This is a genomic window from Caballeronia sp. HLA56, from assembly GCF_054655155.1.
On sequence record NZ_BAAHOB010000005.1, the window covers coordinates 939,871 to 957,478 of the forward strand.

General features: G+C 62.1%; 17 protein-coding genes and 1 tRNA gene. 8 read left to right on the top strand and 10 right to left on the bottom strand.

Annotated features, from left to right (window positions below):
* Nucleotides 1-261: 261 nt before the first annotated feature.
* The 4 genes from secA to ACYQ47_RS23975 all read left to right on the top strand — a co-directional run bounded on the left by secA (nt 262) and on the right by ACYQ47_RS23975 (nt 5,827).
* Nucleotides 262-3,075: a preprotein translocase subunit SecA gene (gene secA / locus ACYQ47_RS23960; protein WP_244826294.1), complete on the top strand. Its 2,814-nt coding sequence runs from the start codon at nt 262-264 to the stop codon at nt 3,073-3,075.
* 171 nt (nt 3,076-3,246) lie between these two features.
* A complete protein-coding gene (argJ, locus tag ACYQ47_RS23965; RefSeq protein ID WP_310396762.1) occupies nt 3,247-4,488 on the top strand; it encodes a bifunctional glutamate N-acetyltransferase/amino-acid acetyltransferase ArgJ in 1,242 nt (413 codons plus the stop codon).
* Nucleotides 4,489-4,514: 26 nt separating this feature from the next.
* Nucleotides 4,515-5,378, top strand: a complete 864-nt coding sequence (locus tag ACYQ47_RS23970) for an ATP-binding protein (protein ID WP_459907244.1) — start codon at nt 4,515-4,517, stop codon at nt 5,376-5,378.
* Nucleotides 5,379-5,383: 5 nt separating this feature from the next.
* Nucleotides 5,384-5,827: an NUDIX domain-containing protein gene (locus tag ACYQ47_RS23975; RefSeq protein ID WP_244826291.1), complete on the top strand. Its 444-nt coding sequence runs from the start codon at nt 5,384-5,386 to the stop codon at nt 5,825-5,827.
* Here ACYQ47_RS23975 and ACYQ47_RS23980 read toward each other — a convergent pair.
* The 9 genes from ACYQ47_RS23980 to ACYQ47_RS24020 all read right to left on the bottom strand — a co-directional run bounded on the left by ACYQ47_RS23980 (nt 5,824) and on the right by ACYQ47_RS24020 (nt 13,584).
* Entirely contained in the window at nt 5,824-6,015 is a 192-nt protein-coding gene (locus ACYQ47_RS23980; RefSeq protein ID WP_244826290.1) for a DNA gyrase inhibitor YacG, read from the bottom strand. The two genes, ACYQ47_RS23975 and ACYQ47_RS23980, sit on opposite strands and share 4 nt — an antisense overlap.
* A gap of 67 nt (nt 6,016-6,082) precedes the next feature.
* Nucleotides 6,083-6,838 carry a cell division protein ZapD gene (gene zapD, locus ACYQ47_RS23985; protein ID WP_244826289.1) on the bottom strand — a complete coding sequence of 252 codons (756 nt, stop codon included), beginning with the start codon at nt 6,836-6,838 and terminating at the stop codon, nt 6,083-6,085.
* A gap of 147 nt (nt 6,839-6,985) precedes the next feature.
* Entirely contained in the window at nt 6,986-7,591 is a 606-nt protein-coding gene (coaE, locus tag ACYQ47_RS23990; RefSeq protein ID WP_459907247.1) for a dephospho-CoA kinase, read from the bottom strand.
* A 16-nt stretch (nt 7,592-7,607) separates the two neighbouring features.
* Nucleotides 7,608-8,519: a prepilin peptidase gene (locus ACYQ47_RS23995; protein WP_459907249.1), complete on the bottom strand. Its 912-nt coding sequence runs from the start codon at nt 8,517-8,519 to the stop codon at nt 7,608-7,610.
* A gap of 31 nt (nt 8,520-8,550) precedes the next feature.
* Nucleotides 8,551-9,759, bottom strand: coding sequence for a type II secretion system F family protein (locus ACYQ47_RS24000; protein WP_459907251.1), 1,209 nt, complete (start codon nt 9,757-9,759; stop codon nt 8,551-8,553).
* Nucleotides 9,756-10,949, bottom strand: a complete 1,194-nt coding sequence (locus ACYQ47_RS24005) for a GspE/PulE family protein (protein ID WP_250526265.1) — start codon at nt 10,947-10,949, stop codon at nt 9,756-9,758. Before ACYQ47_RS24005 ends, ACYQ47_RS24000 begins: the two co-directional genes overlap by 4 nt.
* A gap of 74 nt (nt 10,950-11,023) precedes the next feature.
* Nucleotides 11,024-12,313 carry an HlyC/CorC family transporter gene (locus tag ACYQ47_RS24010; RefSeq protein ID WP_459907253.1) on the bottom strand — a complete coding sequence of 430 codons (1,290 nt, stop codon included), beginning with the start codon at nt 12,311-12,313 and terminating at the stop codon, nt 11,024-11,026.
* Between the two features lie 160 nt (nt 12,314-12,473).
* A tRNA-Pro gene (locus tag ACYQ47_RS24015) sits at nt 12,474-12,550 on the bottom strand.
* A 41-nt stretch (nt 12,551-12,591) separates the two neighbouring features.
* Nucleotides 12,592-13,584 (bottom strand): polyprenyl synthetase family protein, encoded by a 993-nt coding sequence (locus ACYQ47_RS24020; RefSeq protein ID WP_244826283.1) that lies wholly within the window; start codon nt 13,582-13,584, stop codon nt 12,592-12,594.
* 247 nt (nt 13,585-13,831) lie between these two features.
* Between ACYQ47_RS24020 and rplU the strand changes: the two genes are divergently transcribed.
* From rplU to proB, 4 genes are all read left to right on the top strand, one after another.
* Complete coding sequence (gene rplU, locus ACYQ47_RS24025) at nt 13,832-14,143, top strand: 50S ribosomal protein L21 (protein ID WP_244828118.1); 312 nt, start codon at nt 13,832-13,834, stop codon at nt 14,141-14,143.
* 52 nt (nt 14,144-14,195) lie between these two features.
* Nucleotides 14,196-14,456: a 50S ribosomal protein L27 gene (rpmA, locus tag ACYQ47_RS24030; protein ID WP_014192314.1), complete on the top strand. Its 261-nt coding sequence runs from the start codon at nt 14,196-14,198 to the stop codon at nt 14,454-14,456.
* A 210-nt stretch (nt 14,457-14,666) separates the two neighbouring features.
* Complete coding sequence (cgtA, locus tag ACYQ47_RS24035; RefSeq protein ID WP_459907256.1) at nt 14,667-15,779, top strand: Obg family GTPase CgtA; 1,113 nt, start codon at nt 14,667-14,669, stop codon at nt 15,777-15,779.
* 49 nt (nt 15,780-15,828) lie between these two features.
* On the top strand, nt 15,829-16,947 hold the full coding sequence (proB, locus tag ACYQ47_RS24040) for a glutamate 5-kinase (protein WP_459907258.1): 1,119 nt from the start codon (nt 15,829-15,831) through the stop codon (nt 16,945-16,947).
* Between the two features lie 92 nt (nt 16,948-17,039).
* On the opposite strand, the gene ACYQ47_RS24045 is transcribed toward proB, so the two are convergent.
* Complete coding sequence (locus ACYQ47_RS24045; RefSeq protein ID WP_370652138.1) at nt 17,040-17,603, bottom strand: CNP1-like family protein; 564 nt, start codon at nt 17,601-17,603, stop codon at nt 17,040-17,042.
* Nucleotides 17,604-17,608: the final 5 nt, after the last annotated feature.

The following is a 17,608-nucleotide window of genomic DNA, read 5'->3' on the forward strand; positions in this document are numbered from 1 at the left end:
GGTTCGATTGTAACGCGCGCCCGCGCGCTTCCCCGACGCGCAAGCCTTATTCGGCAACCGCGCCGGAACAAACTTTCAAACGGTTGACTGTCGCGTTCCCCCGACGCGCGCGAGCCCACGCGGACGTAAGGTCTGCCAAACTCGCGTGCTAAAATTCCCGATTCGATTTCACCCAATGGACTTAAGTCGCCGGGGTTCTCCGAACTCGGACGCAGCAAGCAACATGCGCCCATCCGAAGCCGCGACGCAGACACTGATCCGATGACCACCGGTTTCCTTCAGAAGATTTTTGGCAGCCGCAATCAGCGGCTGGTCAAGCAGTACCAAAAGACCGTTGTGGCGATCAACGCCCTCGAGCCGACCGTCGAGAAATACACGGACGATCAGCTACGCGCGAAGACGGACGAGTTCCGCCAGCGCGTCGCGAGCGGCGAATCGCTCGACGTGCTTCTGCCCGAGGCGTTCGCGGTCTGTCGCGAAGCGAGTCGGCGCGTCCTGAAAATGCGCCACTTCGACGTCCAGTTGATCGGCGGCATGGTGCTGCATTACGGCAAGATCGCGGAAATGCGCACGGGCGAAGGCAAGACGCTCGTCGCCACACTCGCCGCGTATCTGAACGCGCTGTCGGGCCGCGGCGTGCATGTCGTGACGGTGAACGACTACCTCGCGCAACGCGACGCCGAATGGATGGCGCGTCTCTACAACTTCCTGGGTCTTTCGTGCGGCGTGAATCTGTCGCAAATGGAACACGGCCAGAAGCAGGAAGCCTACGCGGCGGACATCACTTACGGCACGAACAACGAATTCGGCTTCGACTATCTGCGCGACAACATGGTCTACGAGACCAACGCGCGCGTGCAGCGGCCGCTCAACTTCGCCATCGTCGATGAAGTGGACTCGATCCTCATCGACGAAGCGCGTACGCCGCTTATCATTTCCGGTCAAGCCGAAGATCACACCGACCTCTACGTGCGCATGAACGCGCTCCCGCCGCTGCTCGAACAGCAGATCGGCGAGGAGAAGGCGGACGGCACGGGCGTCGAAAAGCCGGGCGACTACACGCTCGACGAGAAAGCGCGTCAGGTGTTCCTTACCGAATCGGGCCATGAAAAGGCGGAGCGTCTGCTTGCCGAATGGGGTTTGATCGGCGAGGGCGAAAGTCTCTACGCGCCGCAGAACATCACCTTGATGCACCACGTGTACGCCGCTTTGCGCGCGCACACGCTGTTCTTCCGCGATCAGCACTACGTTGTGCAGGGCAGCGAGGTCGTTATCGTCGACGAATTCACGGGCCGCATGATGACGGGCCGCCGCTGGTCGGACGGTCTGCATCAGGCAGTGGAAGCCAAGGAGCACGTGCAGATCCAGAGCGAAAACCAGACGCTCGCTTCCATCACGCTGCAAAACTATTTCCGCATGTATTCCAAGCTGTCCGGCATGACCGGCACGGCTGACACGGAAGCCTACGAGTTCCAGGAAATCTACGGTCTGGAAACGGTCGTGATCCCGACCAACCGGGCGCCGAAGCGTGTCGACAAGCAGGATCAAATCTACAAGACATCGAAGGAACGTTACGACGCCGTCATCCGCGACATTCGCGAGTGCGTCGAACGCGGTCAGCCAACGCTCGTCGGCACGACGTCCATCGAAGCGTCGGAATTGCTCTCCGGCCTGCTCACTCAGGCAGGCATTCGCCACGAAGTGCTGAACGCGAAGCAGCACGCGCGCGAAGCGGCCATCGTCGCGGAAGCGGGGCGTCCGAGCGCCGTGACCATTGCGACCAACATGGCCGGTCGCGGCACGGACATCGTGCTTGGCGGCAATGTAGAGAAGCAGGCTTCGTTCATCGAGGCGGATCTTTCGATTGCCGAAGGCGAAAAGGCCCGGCTGATTCAGAAGCTGCACGACGAATGGCAGATGCTGCACGACACCGTGAAGGAAGCGGGCGGCCTGCATATCATCGGGACCGAGCGGCATGAATCGCGCCGTATCGACAACCAGTTGCGCGGCCGCGCGGGCCGTCAGGGCGATCCGGGTTCGTCGCGCTTCTATCTTTCGCTGGATGATCCGCTTCTGCGCATTTTCGCGGGCGACCGCGTGCGCGCGATCATGGACCGCCTGAAGATGCCGGAAGGCGAGCCGATCGAAGCGGGCATGGTCACGCGGTCGATCGAAGGGGCGCAGCGCAAGGTGGAAGCGCGCAACTTCGACATCCGGAAGCAACTGCTCGAATACGACGACGTCTCAAACGATCAGCGCAAGGTGATCTATCAGCAGCGCAACGAGTTGCTGGAAGCGACGGACGTGCAGGAAACCATCGCGGCCATGCGTCAGAGCGTGATCGGCGACCTGGTGCGCAACTTCGTGCCGGCGGGCAGTATCGAGGAACAGTGGGACGCGCCCGAGCTTGAAGAAGTGCTGCGCAACGACTGGTCGCTCGATCTCGCCGTGCAGGAGATGATCAACGAGTCGAACTCCATCGACGCCGAGGAAATCAACGAAGCCGTGCTCGCCGCCGCCGACGAAGCGTACGAGGCGAAGGTCGCCATGGTCGGCCGCGATTCATTCAGCGCGTTCGAACGCTCGATCATGCTGCAGACGCTCGACAGCCGCTGGCGCGAGCATCTGGCCGCGCTCGATCATCTGCGTCAGGGCATCCATCTGCGCGGCTATGCGCAGAAGAACCCGAAGCAGGAATACAAGCGCGAGGCGTTCGAACTCTTCGCGGCCATGCTCGACGAGGTCAAGCAGGAAGTCACGCGCGTCGTGATGAACGTGCAGATCCAGTCGCCGGAGCAGCTCGAAGAAGCCGCCGAACAGTACGAAGAGCGCGGCAGCCATCTGGAGAACGTGTCGTTCACGCACGCGGACTTCAACGCGCCGGCGGCAGCGCCCGCGCCTGCCGCGGTGGCGGCAACTGCCGCCGCGCAGATGGTCAATCAGGCTATGTCCGCAGGCGACGACGTCAGCGTCGTCACACGTTCAGCCGACGATCTGCCGAAGGTCGGCCGCAACGACCCGTGCCCGTGCGGCAGCGGGAAGAAGTACAAAAACTGTCACGGCAAGCTGGCTTAATAGGCTGCTCAGACGAAACGGACCAAGCGACGCAGCAATGCGTCGTTTGTCCATCTGGCGCTTTCGCGCGCGTTTCACGGCGTCGCTCCGCTCCCGGCGCGCGTCAGTCCTTCATCCTGTGCCGGCCTGGTCTTCTCACCGGCACGCGTCACCTACAGCTGAGTCGCGAACATGGCCGTCAATTTCCCCTCGATCGATCCCGCAGCGCTTCATCCCGTCGCCGGCGTCACGCTAGGCTGGGCCGAGGCGAACATTCGCAAGCCCAATCGCAAGGACGTGCTGGTCATTCGCGTCGATGAAGGCGCGACCGTGGCGGGCGTGTTCACGCAAAATCGTTTTTGCGCCGCACCGGTAATCGTCTGCCGCGAGCATCTCGAAGCCGTTCGCGCGGGCGGCAAGGGCATTCGCGCGCTCGTCATCAACACGGGCAACGCGAATGCGGGCACCGGCGAGCCGGGCCTCGTGATCGCTCGCGAGACTTGCGCGGAGCTTGCGCGCCTCGCGAACCTCGACGCGCAGCAGATCCTGCCGTTCTCCACGGGCGTGATTCTCGAGCCGCTACCGCTCGATCGTCTGAAAGCGGGCTTGCCTGCCGCGCTGGCCAATCAGCAGGCCGCGCACTGGTTCGAAGCCGCGCAGTCCATCATGACCACGGACACGCTGCCGAAAGCCACGTCGCGTCAGGTTCGGATCGACGGCCACACGGTGACCTTTTCGGGCATCAGCAAGGGCGCGGGCATGATCAAGCCGAACATGGCCACCATGCTCGGGTTCCTCGCCTTCGATGCCAACGTCGCGCAACCCGTGCTCGACGAACTGGTGAAGCACGTTGCGGATCGCTCGTTCAACTGCATCACCATCGACGGCGATACCTCGACCAACGATTCATTCATTCTGATCGCGTCGGGCAAATCGAGCCTGCCGGCAATCACTTCGACGGATTCACCCGCTTACGCTGCTTTGCGCGATGCAGTCACTGCCGTCGCGCAAGAACTGGCGCAGCTCATCGTGCGCGATGGCGAAGGCGCGACCAAGTTCATGACGATCACCGTCGAAGGCGGCAAGGACGTCGCGGAGTGCCGCCAGATTGCTTATGCAATCGGCCATTCGCCGCTCGTGAAGACCGCGTTCTATGCGTCGGACCCTAATCTCGGGCGTATTCTCGCGGCAATCGGCTATGCGGGCGTGGCGGACCTCGACGTCGGCAAGGTCGATCTTTACCTCGACGACGTGCTCGTCGCGAAAGCGGGCGGGCGCAACCCCGAGTATCGCGAAGAAGACGGCCAGCGCGTGATGAAAAAGAGCGAGATCGCGATTCGCGTGCTGCTCGGCCGTGGCGACGCACAAGCCACCGTTTGGACCTGTGACCTTTCGCATGATTACGTGAGCATCAACGCCGACTATCGCTCCTGATCCGGCGCGCCCAAGAAAAAGACACCATGGACAAGCTCGAACAATTCCTCACGCGCGCCGAAGCGGTGCTGGCGCGCATCGAAGGCATGTTGCCGCCCGCGGCGCCGGAAATCGACTGGGAATCCGCAGTGGCGTTTCGCTGGCGCAAGCGCCAGGGGCGCGGCTATTTGCAGCCGGTGACGGCTGTTTCGCAGATTGCGCTGGATGATCTCCAGAACATCGACCGTCAGAAAGGCCTGATCGAACAGAATACGCGCCAGTTCGTGCAAAAGCTGCCCGCCAACAATGTGTTGCTGACGGGCGCGCGCGGCACGGGTAAATCGTCGCTCATCAAGGCTTGCCTGAACGCCTATTCGAAAGACGGCTTGCGTCTGATCGAAGTCGACAAAGACGATTTGCACGACCTTGGCGATATCGTCGATCTCATTTCAACGCGGCCGGAACGCTTCATCGTGTTCTGCGACGATCTTTCCTTCGAGGAAGGCGAGTCTGGCTACAAGGCGCTCAAAGTCGCGCTCGACGGCTCGGTTGCCGCGCAGTCTGACAACGTGCTCATTTACGCGACGTCGAATCGCCGTCACTTGATGCCCGAGTACATGAGCGAAAACGAGACGTACAAGCACACGTCCGATGGCGAGATTCATCCGGGCGAAGTCGTCGAAGAAAAGATTTCGCTGTCGGAGCGTTTCGGGCTGTGGGTGAGCTTCTATCCATTCAAGCAGGACGATTATCTGGCGATCGTCGGCCATTGGCTGAAGCATTTCGGCGTCGATGAAGCCGAGATTACCGGCGCTCGTGGCGATGCGCTCGTCTGGGCGCTCGAGCGCGGTTCGCGTTCGGGCCGTGTTGCATGGCAGTTCGCGCGCGACTGGTCGGGACGCAAGCAATGACGGACATGACCGACGCCAGGCACGAGAACGAGGCGACCATCGATCTTGCACCCGATGGCCGCAAGGTGACGAAAGTGGCCGTCGGCGTCATGGTTCAGCCGGACGGGCGCTATCTGCTTGCGCAGCGTCCGCCGGGCAAGCCATACGAAGGTTACTGGGAATTTCCGGGCGGCAAGCTGGAACGAGGAGAGAGCGTCGAGGCTGCGCTTGGCCGGGAGTTGCATGAAGAGCTGGGAATTGACGTGGTCGCCTGTGAACTTTGGCGCACGCTCGAACACGATTATCCGCATGCCTACGTGCGGCTGTTTTTCTGCAAGGTGACGGAGTGGAAGGGCGAGCCGCTCGGGCGCGAAGGGCAGGCTATCTCTTGGCAGACTCTGCCGGTGGACGTGGCGCCGCTGCTACCTGCAGCCATTCCCATTTTGGAATGGCTCGCCGAAGAAGCCTAGTTCAAGCTGCCGCGCGTGTCGTCGTCAGGCGGCGTTTCCTGGGCGTTGCCTCCGATCTTGTACTTTTCGGTGGCCCAGGCGCCCAGATCGATCTGCTTGCAACGCTCAGAGCAGAACGGACGAAAACGGTTTTCCGGTACCCAGCGAACTTCCTTGGCGCAGGTCGGGCATTTGACGACAGTGGTCATGACGATGAGACGTAACGAATGGAGCGGGCTTCGATCTATCCTCGATACGAAACCGAAATGCTCGGGTTCAAAGGCTGCAAAGCGTCAGATGAAAGGGCACGTCGACATCGACGGCGCGCGGCTTGAGATCGCCGTCCTGCACGGTGAAACGCACCCACAGCATGTACTTGTTTGCGCTTGCTTCGGGAATCACGCGAACTTCTTGCGACACCCGCACCTGCATTAGTTGATACGTTCTGCCGGACAACATCTGTTGATAGCTGCCCTGCATGGCCATGACTTTAGACGCCTGGCCGGATTCGCGCGCAAGCCGCAATACGATGGCGGCGGCGTCGCGCAAAGCGAGCATGGGCATGACCCATTTGGCGATGTCCTGCCGGCGCTCTTCCACCGGCAACTGCTGCCACGCGTAATACGAGGGCAAATCGAATTTGCACGTACCGCCGGGAATGATCGTACGACTACGAATACTTGCAAGCCACTCGTTGTCCGCAAGATGCTGGCCGGTCTTGCCGTGCATGTCCGCAAGGCCCGCGAGCGTCTGTTCGATCTCGCCCAGCACCGCTTCCAGCGCTTCTTGTTCGATCCCGGGATTGCCGCGAAAGGGCGCAAGCGTCTGGCGCTGGCGCTCCAGTTCCTTCATGAGATCGGCTTTGAGGTCCGTACGGCCCGCGACTTCGGCGATCTCGAAGAGCGTGATCAACGCGACATGATGCTCCCGCGGATCTTCCTGAGTCAGAAAGAACGTGAAGCGCTCGAACAGGTCTTCGAGACGCAACAGCGTCCGGATTCGCTCGTTGAAGGGATACTCGTAAAGGATCAAGCGCTCGCCTCGGCGTAGGTCGGTTGCTTCCCCGGCAGGGAAGTCAGGACATTCTAATGCTGCATCCCTACCCTAGCAAATCGCGCCACATTTAGGTCGATTTCGAAGCATTTCGATAATTTCGCCCATGCCGGCCGCAACGAACGCTCATTCGGACGCCAGCGCGAGATAGCAGGCGTGCAAGGTATCGACATGACGGGCGAGCGTGTCCAGCGTGGATGTTTCATCGTTTATGACGATATCGTCCGCTGCTTCGAGGCGTGCTTCGCGCGTTGCCTGCTTCGCAATGATCGCGAGCACTTGTTCGCGCGCAAAGCCATTACGTCGCATGACGCGCGCGATCTGCGTTTCTACCGGGCAATCGACCACCAGCACGCGTGACACTCGCGTCTTCCAGTTGCCCGATTCCACCAGAAGCGGTACGACGACGATGTGATACGCGCCCGTTGCAGCCTGCCGCTGACGCTCGGTCTCCGCGCGAATCAGCGGATGCACGATGCCTTCGAGCCGGGCCTTCGCGGTATCGTCGGAGAAGACGAGCGTGCGCATTTTCGTGCGGTCGAGCGAGCCGTCGGTTGCAACGAACTCTCGGCCAAACTCATTCGCGATAAGCGGCATTGCGACGCCGCCCGGCGCTGTCACCCGATGCGCGATGAGATCGGTATCGACTAGCGGCACGCCGCGCGCCGCGAAAAGGTCAGCGACCGTGCTTTTGCCGCTGCCGATGCCGCCCGTCAGACCGATGCTGAACATCCGTGGCTCCTTGTCGTCATCCGAACAAAGCATAAAGCGGTGTTCCGATAAAAAGCGTGGTCGCGCCGCCCGCCGCGAGGAACGGCCCGAATGGCAGCGGTTCTTCGAAGCGCATGCGCCCGCGCCACGTCGCCACGATGCCGAAGGCCGCGCCCGCGACCGCCGAGATCAGCACGACCTGCGCAAGCGCTTCCCAGCCGAGCCACGCGCCGATAGCCGCGAGTAGCTTGAAGTCACCGTAGCCCATGCCTTCGACGCCGCGCGCGAGTTTGAAGAGCCAATAGACGCACCACAGGAAAAGGTAGCCCGCGATGGCGCCGGTCACGGCATCGTGCAGCGTCGCAAACCCGCCCGCGCCGAAATTGACGATGAGCCCGGCCCAAAGCAGAGGCAGCGTCAGCACATCGGGCAAATAGCGCGTGTCGTAATCGATGAGACTGGCCGCCAAGAGCGTCGCGCACAGCCCGAACGCGGCGAACGCGGGCCAGTCCGGTCCGAACGCGTAGAGCGAAAGCGCGGCGAACGTGCCCGTCGTCAGTTCGGTCAGCGGGTAACGCGGGCTCACGCGCGCGCCGCATGACGCGCATCTTCCACGCAGAGCGAGATAGCTGACGACGGGAATGTTTTCCCACGCGCGCAGGACGTGACCGCAATGAGGGCACGCACTGCGCGGCACGGCGAGGTTGAAGCGTTTAGGGTAGGAATCGCCTTCGGGCTGCGGAGCATTTGGAAGCGCTGCATCGACTTCGGCGCGCCAGGCGCGTTCGAGCATGACCGGCAAGCGGTGCACGACGACGGTGAGAAAGCTGCCGATCACGAGGCCGAACACGATGGCGAAGCCGTACTGAACGGCGTACGGAAGCGCGGCAAAAGCCGCGAAATAGCGGCTGGCGTAATGAACGGCGGATGGATCGAACAAAGGCTGCATGTTAGTGAAACGATGGCTTTGGCCCGCGATGCTACACCACGTTGCCGAGCTGAATGATGGGAAGATACATCGCGATGACGAGACCGCCCACGAGCGCGCCCAGCACGGCGATCACCACGGGTTCGCACAGACTCGCAAAGGTGCCGATGCGATCGTCCACCTGCCGGTCGGCAAGGCTCGCGAGATCGAGCAGCATGGCGTCGAGCGAGCCGGATTCCTCGGCGACGGCGATCGGCTGCACGACGTCATCGGGGAAGCACCGCAGCGCGCGCATGGCGGCCGCGAGACGCTCGCCGCGCCGCAGACGCACGGCGATCTCCACGGTGGCGTCGTCGAACACGCGATTGCCGGTGGCCTGCGTGAGCGAATCGAATGCGTCGGAGAGTGGCGTGCCGGCCGCGAGCAGCGTGCCGAGCGCGCGGCTCCAGCGCGCCACCGCAAGCGAGCGCAGCAACGTGCCCGCGAGCGGCAAACGCAGCGCGGCGAGATCCGCGCGCCGTCGCGCCTGCGGTGACCGCTTCAGCCGATGTATGCCGATCAGCGCCACGCACGCGCAAACCACCACGAACGGCACGCCATGACGCGCGACGCCGTCCGATAACGCGAGCACGAAGCGCGTCGGCGCGGGCAGGGCGGCGCCGAAGCCGTCGAAGATCGTCTTGAAGGTCGGCACGACGCCGATCAGCAGCCCCGCCGTGATCGCGAGCGACAGCAGTAGCACCATCGCCGGATAGGTCAGCGCGGCACGCAGCTTCGCGCGTTGCGACGCGCTGCGCTCGCGGTCATCGGCGATACGTCCGAGTACGGCAGGCAGCGCGCCCGCCACTTCGCCGACCGCGACGAGCTGACAATACAGCGCATCGAACGAAGCGGGATGACGCGCTAGCGCCGCCGAAAACGGCACGCCGCGTGTGATGTCGCGGGCGAGCGTGCGCATGAGACGCGCCAATCCGCCGCGCGAACCGGCGTTGGATAGCATGTCGAGCGCATTTGCGAGCGGCAGTCCCGCGCGCAGCAAACCGGCGAGCTGACGCGTAAAGACCGTGATCTCGATCCCTTTCGTGCGCGGCGCCGGGGCCCGGCCGAGTGCCTCCAGCCCAATGACGATCACGCCGCTGGACCGAAGCGACGCGCGCGCCGACGCGGCATCGGCGGCGATGGTCTTGCCGCTGCGGCGCCGGCCGTCGGCATCGACGCCGCGCCACGCGAAGCGCGTGTCCGTGGATTCGTCGCGCATCATGCGATTTCCGTGGCCTCGGTGGCTTCCGCGACGCTCGTCACGCCCTCGCGAACGCGTGCGAAAGCGGCATCGCGCAAGGCGGGCATGCCGTGCAGTTGCGCTGTGCGGGCAATGGCGTGCGTCGCCGCGCGTCCGACGATGAGTTCGCGGATGTCATCGGAAACCGGCATCACTTGATGCACGCCGACGCGCCCGCGATATCCGATGCCATGACACGCCGGACACCCACGCGGTTCGAACGGCCGGATGCCGTCATCTAGCGTAAGTGGCGCGGGCGCGCGACACGCCTCGCACAGCTTGCGCACGAGCCTTTGCGCGGTGACGAGCCGCAGCGCGGATGCGAGGTTATACGGCGCGACGCCGATATCGATCAGCCGTGCGATAGCCGCGGGCGCGTCGTTGGTGTGCAGCGTCGACAGCACGAGATGGCCGGTCTGCGCGGCTTTCACGGCGACGTCGGCGGTTTCGGCATCGCGGATTTCCCCGACCATCACGATGTCCGGGTCTTGCCGCATGAACGCGCGCAAGGCGACGGCGAAGTTGAGCCCCGCCTTGTCGCGCACGTTCACCTGATTGATACCCGCGAGTTGAATCTCCACCGGGTCCTCGACCGAGCAGATGTTGCGCGCCTCGGCGTTGAGCATCTGCAGGAAACAATAGAGCGAGAGCGTCTTGCCGCTGCCGGTCGGACCCGTCACGAGCACGAGACCATGCGGCGCGCGAATGGCGGACTCGACCGTGCGGCTTTGCTGCGCATCGAGCCCGAGGGCATCGAGCGAAAGAGCGGGCGGCAGCGCGTCGAGCCTGCGCAATACCAACTTTTCGCCGAACACGGTCGGCAGCGAACTCACGCGATAGTCGCCAATCTGCCCGCCCGCCAGCGCGAGACGCAGCCGCCCGTCCTGCGGCACGCGCCGCTCGGCGATATCCATCCGCGCCAGCACCTTGATTCGCGTGATGACGGCATCGCGCAGATGCGTCGGCGGATGCCGCAACACATGGAGCACGCCATCGACACGCAAACGAACGCGCCAGCCATGCTCGCCCGGCTCGATGTGGACATCGGACGCGCCGCGCGACGCCGCTTCGCGCAGCGTATCGGCGACTAGCGTGACCGCGGGCGCGTCTTGATCGGAAGGGGAATCGGGTGCCGGATCGGCGGTAGAAGCAAGGCGAAAGGGAGAATTCATGCGCGTGAGCCGGTCGATGTCGGAAGGCTCCGATCATCTCGCGGCGCATGGCGCGTGCGTAGTCGTCCGAATGGCTAACGCTGCGGGCGTTTGACCGGCGCGACGGGGCGGAAAATCTTGACCGTGCGGATGGCTTGATCGTCGCTGCGCATGACTTCGAAATACACGCCCGCGATACGCACCGACACGTCGCCGTCCGGAATGTCCTCCAGCGTTTCGAGGATCAGACCGTTGAGCGTCTTGGGGCCATCGGTCGGCAGGGTCAGCTTGAGCCAGCGGTTGAGTTCGCGCAGCGGCATGCTGCCCGCCACGATGCACTCGCCTTTGTCGTCCCAGCCGCCGCGCGAACCTGCGCCGCGCGGAATCGTCGTCGTGAATTCACCGATCAGTTCTTCGATGATGTCTTCCGGCGTCACGAGCCCCTGCAATTCACCGTATTCGTTGACGACGATCGCGATTCGCTGGCCGCTTTCCTGAAAGTACTGAAGCTGCTGGAACACGGGCGTTCCGGTCGGCACGAAGTAAGGCTCGGCGAGCAGCGCGCGCAGCGTCTCGCGTTCGAGTTCCTGGTTATGCAGCGCGGACAAGGTCTTGCGCACGTGGAGCACGCCTAGCACGCGGTCGATATCGCCCTGAAACACCACCAGCTTATTGTGATAGCAGGTTTCGAGTTGATGCAGAATTTGGTCGAAGGGCGCATCGAAGTCGAGCGCTTCAATGCGTCGGCGCGGGATCATCACGTCATCGACGGAAATGTTTTCTAGATCGAACAGATTCAGCAGGATGCTGCGGTGCTTGGTCAGCATGAAACTGCCCGATTCCAGCACGATGGTGCGCAATTCTTCCGGCGAAATGCGTTGATCGCGGCCGCCTTTCGTGTTGATGTGCAACGCGCTCAGAATGGCGTTGGCGAAAAGATTCACGAACCACACGAGCGGCCGCGCGATGCGCATGAGCGGCGAAAGGATCAGGCTCGCGGGCAGCGCGACTTTTTCGGGATATGTCGCGCCGACGATTTTCGGCGCGATTTCCGCGAACACGATGATGAGAAACGCGACCATGCCCGTCGTGATCGACAGGACCATGTTGTTGTGGCCGAAAGTCTTGAGCGCAATCGACGTGGTGAGAACCGGGATGATCGTATTGATCAGGTTGTTGCCGATGAGAATGACCGAAAGCAGTTGATCGGTCTTGGCGAGCAGTCCTTGCGTGGTGCGCGCGCGCAGCGATCCTTGACTAGCAAGGAATTTCAACCGATGGCGATTGAGCGCCATCATCGACGTTTCGGAAATCGAGAAAAAACCAGAAAGAATGAGCAGCAGAAAGATGGCGCAAATTTGCGCCCATAAGGGAAGGTTGTCCACGCGTTATCGAGTAGGGGCGGTGATGGGGACGACTATAACAGACGGGTTTATTGACTTGCCTGCTGCGTGCACGCGCTTGGCGGACCCATGGCAGACGCGTAAATCAGCCGCGCAAAACAAAAAACCCGCATGGCGGACCATGCGGGTTTTTCAGCAATTCTGGTCGGGGTGAGAGGATTCGAACCTCCGGCCTCTACGTCCCGAACGTAGCGCTCTACCAGGCTAAGCTACACCCCGAATTTGTTTTTACCTGGACTTTAGAGGCGGTTTAGTCTCTTTCAAGACTGCCTCGACGTCGAGTAAGAACATAATTCTATCAGGCTTTCTTTGTAAATGGAATCTGGAAACGAAGAAATCGCGCTTGCCGCAGCGTGCGCTTCCTTGCGCGCGCACTCAAGCGTGTGATCGAGCGCGCCGGAAGTCGTAATGGCGTGGAAGATCGTATCGAATCGATCGGTGCCGCCTTGCTCGATCGCCTCGCGCGCGAGTGTCGCTTGCTCTGGCGTGCCGTGCTCCATCAAATAGATGAGCGGCAGCGTAGGCTTGCCTTCGCGCAGGTCGTCGCCGGCATTCTTGCCCATGGATTCAGGCGTACCGGTGTAATCGAGCCAGTCGTCCATGATCTGAAACGCGGTGCCGATGCGCCGGCCGAATTCCGCCGCCGCTGCTTCCGTGCGCGCGTCAGAGCCTGAAAGTACCGCGCCGAGCTGGGCCGCCGCTTCGAAAAGCTTCGCCGTCTTGTAGCGGATCACCTGCATGTAACGCGCTTCGTCCACGTCCGGATCGTGCATGTTCAAAAGCTGCAGCACTTCGCCTTCGGAGATGACGTTGGTCGCGACGGATAAAATCTCCATCACGCGCATCTTGCCAACGGTCACCATCATTTCGAACGAGCGCGAATACAGGAAGTCGCCGACCAGCACGCTCGCAGCATTGCCGAAGAGCGCATTGGCCGTCTTGCGGCCGCGACGCAGGTCGGATTCGTCGACCACGTCGTCGTGGAGAAGCGTCGCCGTATGAATGAACTCGACCACGGCGGCCAGTTCATGCCGGTGCCCCGTCGTGTCCCCGAGCGCGCCCGCGACGAGTAGCAGGAGCGCCGGCCGCAAGCGCTTGCCGCCCGCGCCGATGATGTACTCGGAAATCTGGTTGATGAGCATCACTTCTGATGCCAGGCGCTGCCGGATGACGCGATTGACCTGCTGCATGTCCTCGGCGATCGGGGCAAGCAGTGCGGCGGCGTTGGGAGGGGAAGTGGCGGTGGACGACATGATCGGCTAATAAGGTGATGCGGCGGATTATAAGGCGAATCCGACTGACCACGCGTGTCGGGCGCGAGCATCGGGGGCGTTTGCCCGCGAAATCGGCGTCAAATCGGACTGTTTTCGCCGAGGATCGCGCCGTCATGCACAACGCACGGGATTGTCAATGCGTTTTGACGAAGCCTCTAACCCTATGTATAATCTCGTGTTTTCCTCGCGCGGTGCGTGGAAAAATGAATTCAGAGTGAGGTTCTCAATGTACGCGGTCATAAAAACCGGCGGCAAGCAGTACAAAGTTGCCGTTGGCGAAAAATTGAAAGTAGAACAGATACCGGCAGACATTGACGCTGAAATCACGCTCGACCAGGTTCTCGCAGTAGGCGAAGGCGAATCGATTAAGTTCGGTGCGCCGCTGGTCAGTGGGGCTTCCGTCAAGGCTACCGTGGTCTCCCAAGGTCGTCATGCCAAAGTGACCATCTTCAAGATGCGTCGCCGGAAGCACTACCAAAAGCACGCTGGCCATCGCCAGAACTACACCGAACTGCGCATCGACGCGATCAACGCCTAAGGCGTGGTCGCATCGTTATCGTTACGCGGAAATCGGTTAAGGAGCTAATCAAATGGCACACAAAAAAGCAGGCGGGTCTTCCCGCAACGGCCGCGACTCAGAATCGAAACGCCTCGGCGTGAAGGTTTATGGCGGCCAGGCAATCAACGCAGGCGGCATCATCGTTCGCCAGCGCGGCACGCGCATGCACCCGGGTGAAAACGTCGGCATCGGCAAGGATCACACGCTGTTCGCGCTGGCCGACGGTCACGTCAAGTTCGTGACGAAGGGCGCAGCAAGAAAGCACACGGTCGTCGTCGTCCCGGCAGCTTAAGTTTTACTGCACGGGCTTCAGGACCGACAAAGGCCCCGCGAAGTTCGCGGGGCCTTTTGTTTTTTGGATGCGCGAAACGCCGCATCGCCAGGAATTCTTCATCACCATGGCTGGCGCACGTCAGTCACGGCAAAATAGTATCTCGACCGGAACTTGAGCTTCAATGCAAGTTCCGGTCTCATCGAGCAGAAACACGGGACGGAGCAACGCATGAAGTTCATTGACGAAGCGAGAATTGAAGTCATCGCCGGCGACGGGGGAGATGGCAGCGCGTCGATGCGCCGCGAAAAATTCGTCCCGTTCGGCGGACCGGACGGCGGCGACGGCGGTCGCGGCGGCAGCGTCTACGCGGTTGCGGATCGCAATATCAATACGCTGATCGACTACCGGTTCTCGAAGAAGCATCAGGCACGCAACGGCGAAAACGGTCGCGGCGCGGACTGCTACGGCAAAGGTGGCGACGACATCACGTTGCGCATGCCGGTCGGCACCATCATCACGGATCAGGACACGGGCGAACTCATCGCCGATCTGACCGAACACAATCAGCAGATTCTGATTGCCCAAGGCGGCTCGGGCGGCCTCGGCAATCTACATTTCAAGTCGAGCACGAACCGTGCGCCGCGTCAGAAGACCGACGGCAAGCCGGGCGAGCGCCGCATGCTCAAGCTCGAGCTGAAGGTGCTCGCGGATGTCGGTCTGCTCGGCATGCCGAACGCGGGGAAATCCACGTTTATCGCGTCGGTGTCGAACGCGCGGCCGAAGATCGCCGATTATCCCTTCACCACGCTTGCGCCGAATCTCGGCGTGGTGCGCGTGGGTCCGAGCAAGAGCTTCGTGATCGCGGACATTCCCGGCCTGATCGAAGGCGCGGCGGAAGGCGCGGGGCTTGGGCATCGCTTTCTGCGTCACTTGCAGCGCACGGGCGTGCTGTTGCATCTGGTCGATCTCGCCCCGTTCGATGAAAACGTCGATCCCGTTGCCGAGGCGAAGGCCATCGTCAACGAACTGCGCAAATACGACGAGTCGCTCTACGAAAAGCCGCGCTGGCTCGTGCTGAACAAGCTCGACATGGTGCCGGAAGACGAACGTCGCGCGCGTATCGACGACTTCGTCGAGCGTTTCGAATGGACCGGGCCGGTGTACGAGATTTCGGCGCTGACCGGTCAGGGTTGCGAGGCGCTCATCTATGCAATCTACGACTACATTTCGCAGAACTCGGACGCGTCGCGCGCGGCCGAGGCCGAGGATCTCGCGGCGGACGTGCGCTTTCGCAACACGCCTGTGAAAGAGCAAGCAGACAAAGACGTAGACGAAGAGTAACGACGCGGCCCGCCCGCGTGGGCCGCGACACCCGAGGAGAATGCGCACGATGCGTTCGGTCATCGCCGCTGCTAAGCGAATCGTAGTGAAAGTAGGGTCCAGCCTCGTTACCAACGACGGGCGCGGGCTCGATCATGCGGCAATCAATCGCTGGGCGGCGCAAATCGCGGCCTTGCGCGAGCAGGGCAAGGAAGTCGTGCTGGTGAGTTCCGGCGCGATCGCGGAGGGCATTCATCGGCTTGGATGGACCAAACGTCCGCGCGAAATCGACGAATTGCAGGCCGCCGCCGCCGTCGGGCAAATGGGGCTCGCGCAGGTCTACGAGAGCAGCTTCGGCGCGCACGGCATTCGCACCGCGCAGATTCTGCTGACGCACGCCGACCTGGCCGACCGCGAGCGCTATCTGAACGCGCGTTCCACTTTGCTCACGCTGCTGCGTCTGGGCGCGGTGCCGATCATCAACGAGAACGACACGGTCATCACCGACGAAATCAAGTTCGGCGACAACGACACGCTCGGCGCGCTCGTGGCGAATCTGATCGAAGGCGACGCGCTCGTCATTCTCACCGACCAACGCGGCCTCTTCACCGCCGATCCGCGCAAGGACCCGAGCGCGACGCTCGTCGAACAGGCGGACGCCGGCACGCCAGAACTCGAAGCCATGGCGGGCGGTGCGGGTTCGAGCCTCGGACGCGGCGGCATGCTGACGAAGATTCTCGCGGCGAAGCGCGCGGCGCATAGCGGCGCGAACACGGTGATCGCAAGCGGCCGCGAAGCCGATGTGCTCACGCGGCTCGCTTCCGGCGAGATGATCGGCACGCAACTCATCGCGTGTACGGCGCGCATTGCGGCGCGCAAGCAGTGGATGGCGGATCACCTTCAAATGCGCGGTCACGTGGTGATCGACAACGGCGCGGTTCAGAAGGTCACAGCCGAAGGCAAGAGCTTGCTGCCGATCGGCGTGATCGACGTGAAGGGCGCGTTCGATCGCGGCGAAGTCATCGCCTGTTTGGACGACGAAGGACGCGAAGTGGCGCGCGGTATCACGAATTACAGCAGTTCAGAAGCGCGGCTGATTCATCGGCGGCCGAGCGGCGAGATCGAAACGGTGCTCGGCTATATGCTGGAGCCGGAGCTGATTCACCGCGATAATCTGGTGCTCGTCTGAGACTTGATACGTAAAAGGCCCGCTTGAAAGCGGGCCTTTTCGCATGAGCGCACGTTCGACGCAACTCAACTCAACGCAACGTCAACGCAACTTCAGCGCACGTTGATGGAACTCTGTGTGCGCTTGTACTGAATGTTGCTGGCGATCTGCTTGGCCGTGCCGACCGGCAGTTTGCTCGTGCAGAAATAATCCTGATACAGCGCCGCCTGATACGCATTCAATTCGCCATTTTCTATGCGGCGAAAGTCGAATGCGACCTCGCGATCCCAAGCCGTACCGTTATCGTTGATGCTCGCGTAGCGGCGCCATTCGTAGGTATCGCAGCGAATGCCTTCGTAATTCACATTGCGCGCGCCGCTCGGGCTCGTCGCGACGATCACGTAGCGAATGACGCCATCCTTGCCGACCGAAAGCGAAGTCTTGTCGACGGCGAAAATCAGCGGCGTATTCTGCGACACGTTGAACGCAAGCAGATTCGAGGCCTCGGGCAGCGGCGGAAGCGTATCGACCTTTTCCTCGGTCCACTCCGGCTTCTGGTCGAGCAGATAGGTGAAGACGCCATCGTCCTGAGTGGACGGGCCTTTGTTGCTGGAGCAGGCAGCGAGCGTGGCCAGCATGGCCACGGATACCGCAGCGGACAACGCAAATGAACCAATGGCTT